Source organism: Siphonobacter sp. SORGH_AS_0500, assembly GCF_002838835.1.
In the GTDB taxonomy this organism is placed as follows: Bacteria; Bacteroidota; Bacteroidia; order Cytophagales; family Spirosomataceae; genus Siphonobacter.
Genome location: NZ_NHPP01000007.1, coordinates 310,201 through 324,396, shown reverse-complemented (window position 1 = coordinate 324,396; position 14,196 = coordinate 310,201). Strand labels below are relative to the sequence as shown.

Here is a 14,196-nt window from a genome sequence, read left to right as displayed (position 1 = left end):
CAACAAGGATAACTGGGATCTAAGCGTACGCCGGGCCACTTCCGTGGTACGCCTGCTGCAAAGCAAGTTCAAGGTCGATCCCGCTCGTTTGACCGCCGCCGGCAAGGGTGAGTACGAACCCAAGGACTCCAACAAGAGTGCGGCTGGACGTAAAGTCAACCGCAGAACCGAGATTATCCTCACTCCACGTCTGGATGAGTTCTTCCAGTTGCTGGAGAAAAAATAAGGCATTCCTTGAAGGAGGATACACGTGAAAACCCCGGCTCACTCCTGGTGAGCGGGGTTTTTCATGACCGCCCCTCTTATTCAGACCCAACTTTACCGCCTCTGGCCGGAAGGTTGGTGAGACACCAACCACGGCGTATAGGTAAAAAACACCGCTTACCCGCACGCCATAAAGTCCCGGCTCTACAAGTTTTATCTTTCCAAAATGATTATAAGCCTGTTTTCAGGAATTCATTCCGATACTGAAGCGGAGCTAAGCCTGTGGTTTGCCGGAATTGGCGATTGAAATGAGAGATATTTCCAAAACCACTTTGAAAGCATACTTCTGAAACCGTTAAATCCCCATCAGAAACCAGTAACTGACTGGCATAGCGAATGCGGTACTCATTGAGCGAATCCACAAAGGTTTTTTTAGTTACCTTCTTATAATACCGACAAAAGGATTGCGGTGTCATGTTAATTAACTCAGAGATCGTCTCTAGCCGGATTTCCTGACGGAAATTCTCAGACATATACGCATAAATCTTATTGAGCCGTTCGTAATCTGTTTTGGGTAACTGAGCGAAAAACTGACTGGTATCCAGAACGTTCACTTCCTTACTTTCCGTCAGGGTATGTAATAAATCCAAAAGCCCCAGTAATCGGTGAAAGTGACTGGCTTTTAATAAATACTGAAGTTCTTTGCTAGCTAATTCAGCCGTTTTTCCGTAGAAATGTAGCCCTGATTTTGCTTTTTGAAGTAAGCGGGCAATGGGTAAGAATTCTGGTTTTTTGAAGAAATCAGGGCCTAAAAACTCTTCTTTGAACTGAATAACTATCGAGTGAGCAGGATCAGTATTATTTTCATTTTTCCAGTAATGGGGCATATTAGGTCCCATTAGCACTAAATCGCCTGCTTCAAAATTTGATACGTTCGTTCCCACAAATCGCTTTCCCCGACTAGAAAGAATCAGTGTTAATTCCACTTCGGGGTGAAAATGATACGGAGCATCAAAGGCCTCTAAAATATGCTCTCGGAAGGTAAATGAGCTATCGGGCAAAGCATCTATGTGTTCAAAAGATGGCTTCATCTTTGCTAATGTTAATACGAAACAAGTAACAATACTAAGCAAATTAGACCTTTGAATACAAACCTTTAGCTCAAAAAACAGAAGCTAATCTTTGATACTGAGGATATTATTAATTTGCTTGCTTCATAAAAAGAGTTCAGCTTTTGCAAACTGAACTCTTTTCATGAGGATTATTTTGAAGCCCCGTTTTTAAGAATACTCTGATAGCGGTTCATATCCTGAAAAACTTTTAGCGAAGCCATAATCTCGGGATCTTTACTAAAAGAATGCTCTCGAAGGCCTTTTTGTAGATAATAGCGAAGAATGATTTCCTGCTCCAGCATGTACCGGATTTCGTCTTTAAACTTCAATAAATCAGAGTCTTTGCTGTGAGCAAATTTCGTTTTTAAGACTTTGAGCTGTTCCTGAACGACATCGTAATATTTTTCCTTTTTGGCAGAAGCTTCCAGTTCTTCAAATTTACGCTCAACATCGGTCGTATAATCGTAATCTTTATCACCTAGCCATTTAACAAACTCCTGATATTCAGCATCTGATAGACTAAATTCACGACCCGGCTTAATTGAAGCATGATCGTGGCGATACTTATTAGCATACTCGAAAATATAGCCTTTCCGGTATAAGCTCGTCAAAATAGCCGACTGAGCCGGGTGATCTACCAAAATATCAGGAGCAATACCACCGCCGTCATAAACGGTACGTCCACTTTTTCGGGTTTTGAACGCTGTCTGTAACGAATCCGGAATTTTACCTACCGAGCCATCCGCATTCCGATGTCCATAATCAATCGCCTGAATGCAGCGTCCAGAAGGAATGTAATATTTGGCCGTCGTTATTTTCAGCTTGCTGTTATAACTCAAATCACGGGTAATCTGAACCAGCCCTTTTCCGAAACTTTTCTGACCAATGAGTACACCCCGATCATAATCCTGAATAACGCCTGCTACAATCTCAGCTGCCGAAGCACTACGGCTGTTGGTTAATACTACCAGCGGAATTTCCGCATCCATAGCCGGATTCAGGGCCGTGTAGGTTTTATTCCACTCGCTTACTTTGCCTTTGGTACTAACAATCTCGGAATCCTTATTTACAAAGATATTCGAAATATCTACTGCCATATTTAGCAGACCGCCGGGGTTATCACGTAAATCCAGAATTACTTTTTTCATGCCTTTTCCTTTCAAATCGGTAAAAGCCTGACGTACTTCTTTGGATGCCGTTCCGGTGAAATCTTTGAGATCGATGTATCCAATTTCATCATTAATCATGCCGAAATAAGGCACGTTGGACATCTTCACTACGTCGCGAGTAACACTGATCTCCTCCGTATTATCCTGACCAAACCGACGAAGGCTCAGTTTTACGGCACTGCCCGTCTGCCCCTTCATTAACTTATCCACATTGATGCCCGGCTTCTTCACGTCCAGTCCATCAATTTTTAAAATCTCATCCCCAATGCGAATGCCTGCTTTTTCGGCAGGCGTTCCTTCATACACCATGATAACCAAGAATTTATCCTGCCGCTGCTGAGTCAGGATTCCGATTCCGTTATACTTCCCGGTGGTCATGGTCATGTAATCCTCAATGTCGTCTTCGGGGTAATAGACGGTATACGGATCGAGGTTTTTAAGCATGGCGTCAATCCCCGTACGTATGGTTTTATTAGGGTTTACGTCATCTACGTAATACGTATTAAGCTCTTTGAAAAGCGTCGCAAAAATGTCGAGATTTTTCATGATCTCGAACGTCCGCTCTCCTGGATCAGTAAAGGAGAATAATCCGAGCCCTCCCACCAGACATGTGGTAAGAAGGCCAACTTTCAGAGCGGTGTGTTTCATGAATCTATGGCTGGCTTTATAAATGCGATTTCAGAACAATTTAGAGGAAAAATTTCAATTTTGGATTATGGAAAGATGAGATTTGTCGTTTCGAACCCGATTATTCCTCCCTGGTAATTGAAGCGGAGGCCGAGTTACTGGCTTTCCCGAGTTGCTTGAGCATAAACTTCATCTTCTTTTCAATGTCAGCGAAGGGTAAAATATCTTTTGCCACGTAAACGATGGCAATGCTGGCGGGCCACTGATCGTTGGTTAACAGGATCTCTTTATGTAAACGGTAAGCTTCCCGCAGGCGGCGTTTGAGTAAATTCCGGTCAACTGCTCTTTTGAAATTGCGTTTGGAAACCGAAACCATTACTTGTGGTAAAGCCGTCGAAGCACCCGCCAAAGCATTTACCTTGAGCGGATAACTAAACAAAGCCAGGATGTCTTTACCATTGCGGGCAAAAAGTTGATCAATGACTTTTTTACTCTTCAATCGCTCCGTTTTTCGTAACCGCTGATCCATAGACGCTAAATAAGAAATGGGTGGCAAAGATACAATTCATTACCCCGACCAAACGGTTTCCAAAGGATGTTTTCGGGTTTTAATGGGTTAAACTGCATTCTAATCGTCCTTTAGCAGTAGTTAATCCCGTATCTTTAGTACCTAAGTAGCATTCCAAGTAGTTGAACGATATGCAGGCAAAGCAAATTTTATTGGTTGAAGACGATCAGCGGTTATCGGAGAGTATTTCCCGAACCCTGGGTCGAAAAGGATACGAGGTTTCTCCGGTTTTTGACGGAACCGCTGGTTTACAAAAAGCTCTGGACTCCAGTTTTGATCTGGTGATTTTGGATGTGGTTTTACCCGGACTGGATGGATACGCCATTTGCGGAGAATTGCGTCGCCAGAAGCCCCGCCTGCCTATTTTGATGTTAACTGCTCTGGATGATACCGAAGACCGATTAAAAGGATTTGAACAAGGTACAGACGACTACCTGGCTAAGCCATTTGACATCCGGGAGTTACACGCCCGCATGCAGGCCTTGCTTCGCAGAAATGAGTTTATTGAAGAATCCCAGACGCAAACGAAACTACGGATTGCAAATCTGGAAATGAATTTGCTAAATAAGACCGTTATCCGGGATGGAGAAAAGCTGGAATTAACCGCGAAAGAATACGCCCTACTGGAATATTTACTACTCCATCAAAACCGACTGATTACCAAAGCCGAGCTTTTGAAAGAAGTCTGGGGATTGAATTTTGATCCTGGTACGAACATCGTTGAAGTCTACATTGCTTACCTCCGTAAAAAAGTAGATCGCAATTTTGAGCCTAAGTTAATCCAGACCAAGGCGGGACAGGGGTATGTCTTACGTCCTGAACATTAATTCATTACTCGTTGATTCATGCGGATTCGTTACAAGCTTGCTCTGCTTTTTACGCTCATTGTTGCGAGCTTACTCACCTTGTTTTCATACGTCATTTACGAAGATTCGTCGCGGCACCGGGATGAAGTTTTTCTGGGACGACTGGAAAATAAAGCCCGAACGACAGCCCGGTATCTGATTGATGTCAAAGAGATTAATAATGAGCTACTTAGAATTATAGACCAAAACTCCCTGACGGCTCTGGACGAGGAGCTAGTGCTGGTTTTTGATCCCCGAAACAAGCTCGTTTATTCCAGTATCGATGACAAACCCGTCAAATACAGCCGTAGGTTAATCGCAGAAGTTCGGGAGGAAAAAATTGTTGAATATACCGAGGGTGTCTATGACCAGATTGGGCTGGCTTTTCCTTCTAAAATTGATAGCTCCAAGGGTGAGTACGTGGTATTAGCCTCGGCCTACGATAAATTCGGGAAATATAAACTTCGCAACCTACGGAATACGCTCCTCATCTGCTGGTTCGTTGGCGTTGGGCTAACCGTATTGGCTAGTGGCTGGTTGTCCGCTTATTTCCTGCGACCAGTAGCGACAATTAATGAAAAAATACAGCACATTACGGCTCAAAACCTCAAAGAACGTCTTTCGGAAGGAAATGGGAAGGACGAAATTGCTCAGCTAGCCATTAATTTCAATCAGATGCTAAATCGGCTGGATATGTCTTTTGAGCAACAGAAAAGCTTCGTTTCTCATGCCTCTCACGAGTTGCGAACGCCGCTTACGGCCATGAAGACGGATATTCAGTCGGGACTGGAAGAAACGTTGTCCGCCGAAGAATACCGGGAAATTCTGCGGGACTTGTTTCAGGATACCCAACGTCTAATCGGGTTAACGAACGGATTATTACAACTGGCTCGTCCGCTCGATAAAGTGCTGAGGCGAAATACCCTATCCGTCGTTGATTTATTACTTGATATTCAGTCGCACATGGGAGCAACCCAGAAAGTAACTGACATCTGTTTCGACCCGGCAATTTTTGAAATGAAACCGGATGATATTCAGGTAACGGGCGATGAGTCTTTGTTGAAAACCCTATTAACCAACCTCATGGACAATGCCTGCAAATATTCAAATGGGCATCCGGTTTACATTACCATCGAACGCCAGCAGTCCAACTGTTTTATTCACGTAAAGGATCAGGGTATTGGTATTGCCGAAAAAGATCAGGAACGGATTTTCGGGGCATTTTTCCGGGGAAATAATGCGATTCGTTATACGGGATATGGCATCGGGCTGGCCGTAAGTCAACGCATTGCTGAGTGGCACGACGGCTCTGTTTCCGTCCAAAGCGAGCTTCATCAGGGCAGCACCTTTACGCTTCGCTTACCCCTGGCCTAAAGCAAGCCTTTGAAGATCGCTCGAAATGGAAGCTTTATCCCGGTAATCAGGAAGTTCGACGCATTGAAAATTTAAAATTTTTAGGCTTAATTACTTTAGTTGTAGAACAACACACGGACGACTTGTGCGAGATTTGAAATTTAAAAAATTCAGTCAAAGCCTGACTGTTCTGATGCACTTGGCTTTCTGGGCATTTTTTCTGTCCCTGCCTTTTCTGCTCAGATCACCTCAGAATCCCCCGGGTACGCCTCGCGTAAAAGTACCCGATGAGGTAATCATTTTGCTGAATATGTTGACCATCCCCTTGTTTTATGTAAATGCTAATATATTCATTCCCAGAGTCTTAAAACGCCATGGGGTTTGGTTTTATGTGGCTTACATTCTGCTGTCGATGACAGCCGTTCTTTCCATTAATCTAAGCTTACGCAATTACGTTTTCTTCCCCGAGTTACCCTCGGCCCGAATCACGATCTATACGCTTTTTCCCGTTTTCTTCATCCTCGCCGTTAGTACCACCTATCGTCTGTTGAGTGACTATCTAGCCGACGAACAGCAGCGGAAAGAATTGGAAAATGAGCAACTTAAATCTGAGTTAAGCTTTCTACGTTCGCAGATCAGCCCCCATTTTATGTTCAACGTCTTGAACAGCATCGTTTCCCTTTCCCGGAAAAAATCGGATATGGTTGAGCCCGTCGTTATTCAGCTTTCGGATCTGATGCGTTACATGTTGTATGAGTCTAACGGCACGCGGGTTTCGTTAGAAAAAGAAATCAAGTACCTCAATAACTATATTGATTTGCAGCGAATTCGGTTCGGTAACGACGTAAAAATTAATTTTGAAGCAGACAATCGGCTTTCACATCAACCTATCGAACCCATGCTGCTGATTCCCTTTGTGGAAAACGCCTTTAAACACGGCGTCGGCATTATCAGTGATCCTGTCATTGACATTATGTTGCAGGCACAAGGGAAAACGCTCATTTTCAAGGTAAGAAACAAAGTAAATCGCCGCTTTAAAGAGGTGAAAGACAGCAGTTCAGGTATTGGGTTACCGAACGTTCAGCGTCGTTTAAGTTTATTATACCCTGAATCGCACGAATTAACCATCAGTGAAACCGGAGAATGGTATGAAGTCCAGCTTTCACTGCATTTTAATGGAGACCATCCGTTAAAAGACCGTTCTTTAACCGAAGCCATTAACGGTTGATAAATGTATTTTTAGATTATTAATCAATTAGTTAGTTACCCAAAACGACTGAAACTATGATCAATTGTCTGGCCGTTGACGATGAATCGTTGGCTCTTGATTTACTAGAAGATAACATCCGCAAAGTTCCTTTTCTGAACCTGGTTAAACGTTGTAAAAATGCGTTTGAAGCCCAGGAAGTAATGCAGCAGCAACAAATTGACTTACTGTTTCTGGATATTCAGATGCCGGGTATCAGTGGCGTGCAATTTGTGCAGAGTCTGAAAAACTCACCGATGGTAATTTTTGTAACGGCTTACGAGGAATTCGCACTCGAAGGTTTTAACCTCGACGTGATTGATTACTTACTAAAACCCGTCTCTTTCGAGCGTTTTCTCAAAGCCGTCAATAAAGCTTACGATTTATATAATCTTAGAAATCAGGAAGTTAGTACCGCATCCGTTCCTGAAATACCCGCAGTTCCGCAAGAATACTTATTCGTCAATGCAGATTATTCACTGGTAAAAATCCGCATTTCGGAAATTCTTTACGTGGAAGGCTTAAAAGACTACGTCAAGATTTATCTCGAAGGGCAAACCCGTCCGGTGATTACCCGTTTAACGATGAAGGCCATGGAAGAAAAGCTTCCCAGCGGACCTTTCCTGCGGGTCCATAAATCATTCATTATCGCCTTTGATAAAATCGAGTCCATTCGCAACCTGCGAATTAAAATTGGACAGGTTCATATTCCCATCAGCGAGTCTTACGGCGAAGCGTTATTCAAAGCCATTAATGCCGGAAAAGTGGAATAGCTTGCGGTTTTAATCCCATCTTATCTCGCTTTTATTCGATATGATCGGCAAAAAATCGAGAAGAGTATATTTCCCGAAATTAGTAAAATATCTTTTGAGTTATTTGATTAAAGTTCTGCGGGCTTGAGTCTGTTTTTCCTTTTTCAAGCTTGTTTATTTCTCTGAATTCATAGAAAAGTAATCGCCACGGCGAATCGCTATAAAGAAATCCCCTTGTGGGTAGTTTAAGTTTTGGGGTGAGAGCAACCGTCGTTTCATTGAAGCGACGGTTCTTTATTTTAGGCCAATCCGCGTATTTTGCGAGACAATCTTTCTTCGTTCTTATGGCCTTCTATTCTAATAAAGTGGTCTGGATTACTGGAGCGTCCTCCGGCATCGGGGAGGCCCTGGCTCACGCTCTGGCCCGCGAAGGTTGTCGGCTGGTTTTGTCTGCCCGGCGAGAAGCCGAGCTGGTACGGGTTAAACAAGCATTACCCGTTCCGACAGAAAACGTATGCATTCTACCACTGGACATCACCCATATCGAAGCCTTTCCCGAAGCAATTCATACGGTTCTCCAAACCTTTGGCCGCCTTGATATTCTAATTCAAAACGCCGGCATCAGTCAGCGAGGCTCCGCTCTGGAAAGCCCGCTTGACATTGATCGCCGATTAATGGAAGTAAATTATTTTGGCGTCATTGCCCTAACCAAAGCCGTCTTACCGCATTTCATTCAGCAACGTACAGGACTCATCGTTCCTATCTGTAGTCTGGCGAGTTACGTAGCCACGCCGGAACGCACGGCTTATGCTGCTTCTAAATTTGCCCTACGAGGCTTTTTTGATGCTCTTCGGGCCGAAATCTGGAAAGAAGGCATATGGGTAACCCTCGTTTGTCCGGGTTATGTCCGAACCTCACTTTCACTTAACGCCCTGAATTCCAGCGGAAAAGCTCACAATCAACTTGATAGTCACTCCTCCAAAGGACTTTCTGCCGAAAGCTGTGCCAAAGCGATTGTAAAAGCCCTGAAGAAAGGGAAAAAAGAAGTATGGATTGGCGGTTTTACAGAAGTAATGGGGGCTTACTTAAAGCGGTATGTTCCAGGCTTGCTCTGGTTATTCATTCGCAATTACCGGAGGATATAAGACTGTTCAGAAGAATCGATTTCAAGATTAAAATAGCACTATTCATAGGATTCAGATCCTCTCAAAAGAGCATATTGACTTATACTAGTAGAATCATATTCCGTAAAAATCCTTAATTCAGAGGGTATATTTATCTAATTATCAGTAAAACTTATGAAATATATGGGTGTTTTGTTAAAAATTGACATTTGATTTGCTTGACATTAGATTCCTATTACATTTGTAGTCTATTGTAATATTCCCTTAACTAAAACTTCATCAATATCATGTATAACTCTACGCTCATTTTGGGAAAACTGTCTCCTCCTTTTCTGGTTTAGTTAATCACTTTTTTCGAAGCAGTACCATCAACCTTTCTGGTTGCTGTTCCGGCATATCCTTTCGCTAGGGTATTCTGTAGTTGTCCCATTTTCTTCTATAAATATATACTCTGATTTCATTCTTAATTCTTAACCAATTCTTTAAACATGAAGAGATTAATACTCTTTCTAAACATTCTGTTTCTGACAGCGACAGTAGCTGCTTATGGACAGGATCGGGTAGTGACTGGAGTGGTTACTACATCTGACGATGGAAGTACCGTTCCCGGCGTTAGTGTTAATGTGAAAGGCACCAGCCGGGGAGCAACCACTGATGCGGATGGGAAGTATCGAATCAGTGTTCCTTCCGGAAATGTAGTGCTTGTTTTCACTTCCATTGGATTTCAAAAGCAGGAAATCGAGGTAGCCAACAAAAGCGTCATTGATGTTAAACTGATTAACGATTCCAGCGAACTTTCGGAAGTTGTGGTTATTGGGTATGGTACACAAAGTAAGCGTGATGCTACGGGTAGCATTGGTTCGGTTTCCGGAGCAAAGCTTGCTCAAATGCCTAATCAAAGCTTCGAATCAGGCCTGGCAGGTCGTACGCCTGGAGTTCAGATCACGGTTCCCAGTGGTGTATTAAACGCTCCTCCAGTATTCCGTATTCGCGGTACGAACTCCATCTCTTTAAGTTCCTATCCGCTGGTTATCGTAGACGGTGTTCCTACCTTTACAGGGAACTACAGTGCGGGAAATGCTTCCAGTAACCCACTTGCCAGTATCAATCCTAACGATATTGAGAGCATTGACGTAGCGAAAGATGCCGCAGCAACCGCCATCTATGGTAGCCGGGCCGCTAACGGGGTAGTATTCATTACTACCAAAAGAGGTAAATCGGGTAAAGTACGCGTAAGCTACGATGGATGGGCCGGTATTTCCAATACGTACCGTATGCCTGAATTGTTAAATGCTCAGGAATATCTGACTTTCAAGCGTATGGCCATCGCTAACAATCCCAATGCCCGCACGACGACATTAACTCAAACGAACGATGCCAATGGCAATCCTATCGATACGAAATGGCAGGATCAGGTATATCGTCAGGGCGTATCTCATAGCCATAACTTAAATGTATCTGGCGGTAGCGAGACCACGAATTACTACTTCTCTACGGGGTATACCAATCAACAGGGTATTATTCGTAGAAACGACTTCGAGCGTCTCAATGCGTTATTTAACGTGGACAGTAAATTAAGCAAGGCTATTACTATTGGTGGTAAAATTTCTTACTCAAATGAGAAAAACCTAGCAGCAACTTCATCTGGCTCGTTAAGCGGGGAAGCATTTAGCAGTGCAGGTTTAGGTCGCTTGGCCATAGTTCTCCCTCCAATCCTTGCTCCGTATAATAATGATGGTTCCTTAAACATTAATGCAGGGAACGCCGCAATCGGCTCGTCAAACAACATGAGCATCACCAACCTTTCTTATTATAATCCGGTTGCTCTGTTAAATCTAAACCGTTCAAACTCTGAAGTAAGTCACATTCAATCCAATGCTTACATTCAACTAAACCCAGTCAAAGGATTAACGCTGAAGAGTTCCTACGGTATTGATTACATGCTAGTTGACAATGATATCTTTTGGTCACCTTTGACTGGCGACGGTTTCTCTACTAACGGTAATGCTTCGGGTATTTTTGGCAAGTATAAAACATGGCTTTGGACAAATACAGCTCAGTATGATCGTTCTTTCGGTGGAGCTCATAACTTTAGCCTGCTGATTGGTCAGGAACAACAACGTAATACATCCAGAGGTTTTGGTCTGAATCGTCAAAGCATTGCGGATAGACAGTATACTGAATTGCAAGCAGGCTGGAACAATAATAACCCAACTAACTTAGTCTACGGAGAAAACTATTTACTTTCCGTCTTCGGTCGTCTTAACTATAACTACAAAGAAAAATACTACCTAAGTGGTAACTTACGTCAGGATGAATATTCGGCATTGGGGGAGAAAAAAGGGGTATTCTGGGGAGCGTCCGCTGGTTGGGAAATTACTCAGGAAAACTTCTGGAAAAATGCGAAGTTGAATACTATCTTCAGTAGCTTCAAAATTCGTGGTAGTTATGGTAAAGTAGGTAACATTGGTGGAGTTAATGACTACTCTCCTTATTCTTTGTATGGCTCTGGCTACTACGGTGGTTTAGCTACTCTCGGGTTCTCTACGGTTGGAAATCCTACACTTAAATGGGAGACCAGTACTAAAACAGATGTTGGCCTTAATTTCGGTCTTTTCAATGACCGTATTACGGGAGAAGTTGCCTACTACTACAATAACATTAATAACTTAATTTTATACGTTGCTCAGGCTCCTTCGGCAGGCTTACCATCGAACCCTCCGCAAAACGTTGGGACCATGTTTAACAAAGGCCTCGAATTAGCTCTGAATGCCCGAATCATTCAGACGAATAACTTCCAGTGGACTTCAAATTTCAATATTACTTTTAATAAAAATGAAGTTAGCTCTCTGGCTCCGGGCATGAACGTACTCCAAACAGGAACCAGCGGTCTGGAAACGGTTAACCAAAGTGCTCCGGGTTATTCCTTAGGTCAACTTTGGGTAGTCCGTACAGCTGGCGTTGATCCTACCACGGGTAAACGTATCTTTATTAACTCACAGGGCCAAAATGTGTATTACCAATATTATGTTCCTTCGGGCCAATACAATTATTCAACTACTCCAGACGGAAGAACGAGATATGTAAGCCCAACGGGTGGAACATCTATTACGCAAGCAGATGATGCAGTAATGTATGCAAACGTAATCCCAAAGCAATATGGTGGCTGGGATAACAACTTCAAATTCAAAAACTTTGACTTAGGAGTAATGCTGACCTATCAATTAGGCTTCAACGTTTATTATGGTACTAATGCCGGTTTGCACGATCAGCGTTGGTGGAATAATGCCCGTGATGTCTTAACAGAAGCGTGGATGCAAGAAGGCGATACAGGTAAAAAATATGCGAAACCTGTATTTAACGATAACGTGTCGAATGGCTCAGCCATGCCTTTAGACATCAATGTATTCAGAGGAGATTTCCTGAAACTACGCAACGTTACTTTCGGCTATACTCTGCCTAGTTCTCTTTTGACAAAGGTTAAAATGAGTAATCTTCGGGTTTATGTAAGCGGACAAAACTTAGCTGTATTAACTAAGTACCCCGGCCCAGACCCAGAAGTATCTTCTAATGGCCTGAGCAACTCAAGTCAGGGGGTTGATCGTAACACTGTTGGTAACACCCGTACATTTACGGTCGGTTTAAAAGCTGGATTCTAATTACTAAAGAAGGACATTCATGAAAAAGCATTTCATATACGCATCCATTTTCTGCATGACTGCCTTAGGGATTAGTTCATGCAATAGAGATTACCTTTCTCCTGTACCCGAAACTTCGGTTCCTGCCGAAAGCGGTTTTGCAACGGAGCAACGAGTTACCAATCAGCTGCTGTCTTTATATGAAGCTATGAAGCATGGTAACTTCTATGGAGGCCGTTTCGTTATTTACGGTGATATTCGTGGAGAAGAATTTATTAACGAAACTTCTAACCTGGTTACTGGTTCTGACGTTTGGTCATTAAATCCAACTAACAGTGCTACAGCTGTTGAACGTCTCTGGCAGTATGCCTATCTGACGATCAATAAGTGCAATATCTTTCTGGATGGTATGGCTAATCAAGGAACATCTGTAGTTGGTAACGATGTCGCTGCTCGCTATATCGCTGAAGCAAAGTTTATTCGTGCGATTAGCTATTACAGTCTGCTTCAGTACTATGCTCGTCCTTATGCTGAAAACAATGGAGGAAGTCCCGGTTTACCTTTACGTCTGAGCGGCATTGTTAATGCTACTGGCAATCTACAGCTTGCTCGTAGTAGCGTTGCTGAAGTATATACCCAGATTCTTAAGGATCTGAATGAAGCTGAAGCCTCTCTTCCCTCGAACTATAGCACTCCAGAGTTAAATACAACACGTGCTCATAAAAATACGGCTATCGCTTTAAAAACAAGAGTGTATTTAACCATGCAAAGTTATGCTGACGTGATAACGGAAGCGAACAAAATAGTCAGCTCTACAGCTCCTTTTACGGCCCCTACTGGTGTGGCAAATGCTTTACAGGCAGATATTTCTACAGTATTTAGCACTTTTAATACCACAGAGTCTATTTTATCAATGCCTATGACTGCAACGTCAGGTGATAACCCTGGTACTCAAAACCAGTTAGCCTATTACTATTCGCCGACTGTTGGTAACCGCGAGTATTCATTAAATCCAAATGGTATTATTGCAAATACCACTTGGAAATCGACGGATAAAAGGAGATCGTTTATTGGAACGGCCGCAAACAAAAGCTGGCTTACTAAATATAAGATAGGAACTACTTTCTCTGATTATGTCCCAGTTATGCGTTATTCTGAAGTATTACTGAACTTAGCGGAAGCAAGAGTTCGCACGTCAAATAGCGTAGACCCTCAGGCGGTGGCCCTATTAAATGCCGTACGTACACGTTCTGATGCGACTACTACATTTACTACAACAAGTTTTGCCAACGCAACGGAACTTATTAATGCGATTTTGCTGGAAAGAAGAATAGAATTCTTAGGCGAAGGCTTACGCAATAATGATTTAATGCGTCTGCTACAAACCATCCCAGCCAAAGGAACTATTTCTGCTAAAGCTCCTTCTGAACCAGGTTACATCTGGCCGATTGCAGCTTCTGAACTGTCACTGAATCCACTAATGAAAGACAACTAAGGACGATTAAATTATACACTCAATCCTACTCAAACGACTAGCTCATAAGGCTAGTCGTTTTTT

At 42.9% G+C, this 14,196-nt stretch carries 11 protein-coding genes; 8 read left to right on the top strand and 3 right to left on the bottom strand.

The features are described 5' to 3' along the window. Positions 1-226: OmpA family protein (locus tag BWI96_RS10810; protein ID WP_157830317.1), on the top strand; the 226-nt coding region annotated here is incomplete at its 5' end. 208 nt (positions 227-434) lie between these two features. Here the strand turns inward: BWI96_RS10810 and BWI96_RS10805 are convergent. The 3 genes from BWI96_RS10805 to rnpA all read right to left on the bottom strand — a co-directional run bounded on the left by BWI96_RS10805 (position 435) and on the right by rnpA (position 3,641). Further along, positions 435-1,295, bottom strand: coding sequence for an AraC family transcriptional regulator (locus tag BWI96_RS10805; protein WP_106636649.1), 861 nt, complete (start codon positions 1,293-1,295; stop codon positions 435-437). Positions 1,296-1,465: 170 nt separating this feature from the next. Next, a complete protein-coding gene (locus tag BWI96_RS10800; RefSeq protein WP_106636648.1) occupies positions 1,466-3,133 on the bottom strand; it encodes a S41 family peptidase in 1,668 nt (555 codons plus the stop codon). A gap of 100 nt (positions 3,134-3,233) precedes the next feature. Continuing rightward, positions 3,234-3,641 carry a ribonuclease P protein component gene (gene rnpA / locus BWI96_RS10795; protein WP_106636647.1) on the bottom strand — a complete coding sequence of 136 codons (408 nt, stop codon included), beginning with the start codon at positions 3,639-3,641 and terminating at the stop codon, positions 3,234-3,236. Between the two features lie 170 nt (positions 3,642-3,811). Here rnpA and BWI96_RS10790 point away from each other — a divergent pair, with 170 nt between their 5' ends. The 7 genes from BWI96_RS10790 to BWI96_RS10760 all read left to right on the top strand — a co-directional run bounded on the left by BWI96_RS10790 (position 3,812) and on the right by BWI96_RS10760 (position 14,133). Next, positions 3,812-4,507: a response regulator transcription factor gene (locus tag BWI96_RS10790; RefSeq protein ID WP_106636646.1), complete on the top strand. Its 696-nt coding sequence runs from the start codon at positions 3,812-3,814 to the stop codon at positions 4,505-4,507. Positions 4,508-4,525: 18 nt separating this feature from the next. Continuing rightward, positions 4,526-5,899: a HAMP domain-containing sensor histidine kinase gene (locus tag BWI96_RS10785; RefSeq protein ID WP_106636645.1), complete on the top strand. Its 1,374-nt coding sequence runs from the start codon at positions 4,526-4,528 to the stop codon at positions 5,897-5,899. Between the two features lie 124 nt (positions 5,900-6,023). Next, a complete protein-coding gene (locus BWI96_RS10780) occupies positions 6,024-7,106 on the top strand; it encodes a sensor histidine kinase (protein ID WP_157830316.1) in 1,083 nt (360 codons plus the stop codon). 56 nt (positions 7,107-7,162) lie between these two features. Beyond that, entirely contained in the window at positions 7,163-7,897 is a 735-nt protein-coding gene (locus BWI96_RS10775) for a LytTR family DNA-binding domain-containing protein (protein WP_106636643.1), read from the top strand. A 323-nt stretch (positions 7,898-8,220) separates the two neighbouring features. Beyond that, positions 8,221-9,021: an SDR family oxidoreductase gene (locus BWI96_RS10770; protein WP_106636642.1), complete on the top strand. Its 801-nt coding sequence runs from the start codon at positions 8,221-8,223 to the stop codon at positions 9,019-9,021. Between the two features lie 467 nt (positions 9,022-9,488). Continuing rightward, the gene (locus BWI96_RS10765) at positions 9,489-12,659 is read left to right on the top strand and encodes a TonB-dependent receptor (protein ID WP_106636641.1); all 3,171 of its coding nucleotides are present in this window, start codon (positions 9,489-9,491) and stop codon (positions 12,657-12,659) included. Between the two features lie 19 nt (positions 12,660-12,678). Then, positions 12,679-14,133, top strand: a complete 1,455-nt coding sequence (locus BWI96_RS10760) for a RagB/SusD family nutrient uptake outer membrane protein (protein ID WP_106636640.1) — start codon at positions 12,679-12,681, stop codon at positions 14,131-14,133. The last annotated feature ends 63 nt before the right edge of the window (positions 14,134-14,196 follow it).

Excerpts from the sequence above, each read along its gene's own strand:
- BWI96_RS10805 (WP_106636649.1), bottom strand. The coding sequence starts at position 1,295 with ATGAAGCCATCTTTTGAACACATAGATGCTTTGCCCGATAGCTCATTT.
- BWI96_RS10800 (WP_106636648.1), bottom strand. The coding sequence starts at position 3,133 with ATGAAACACACCGCTCTGAAAGTTGGCCTTCTTACCACATGTCTGGTG.
- rnpA (WP_106636647.1), bottom strand. The coding sequence starts at position 3,641 with ATGGATCAGCGGTTACGAAAAACGGAGCGATTGAAGAGTAAAAAAGTC.
- BWI96_RS10790 (WP_106636646.1), top strand. The coding sequence starts at position 3,812 with ATGCAGGCAAAGCAAATTTTATTGGTTGAAGACGATCAGCGGTTATCG.
- BWI96_RS10785 (WP_106636645.1), top strand. The coding sequence starts at position 4,526 with ATGCGGATTCGTTACAAGCTTGCTCTGCTTTTTACGCTCATTGTTGCG.
- BWI96_RS10775 (WP_106636643.1), top strand. The coding sequence starts at position 7,163 with ATGATCAATTGTCTGGCCGTTGACGATGAATCGTTGGCTCTTGATTTA.
- BWI96_RS10770 (WP_106636642.1), top strand. The coding sequence starts at position 8,221 with ATGGCCTTCTATTCTAATAAAGTGGTCTGGATTACTGGAGCGTCCTCC.
- BWI96_RS10765 (WP_106636641.1), top strand. The coding sequence starts at position 9,489 with ATGAAGAGATTAATACTCTTTCTAAACATTCTGTTTCTGACAGCGACA.
- BWI96_RS10760 (WP_106636640.1), top strand. The coding sequence starts at position 12,679 with ATGAAAAAGCATTTCATATACGCATCCATTTTCTGCATGACTGCCTTA.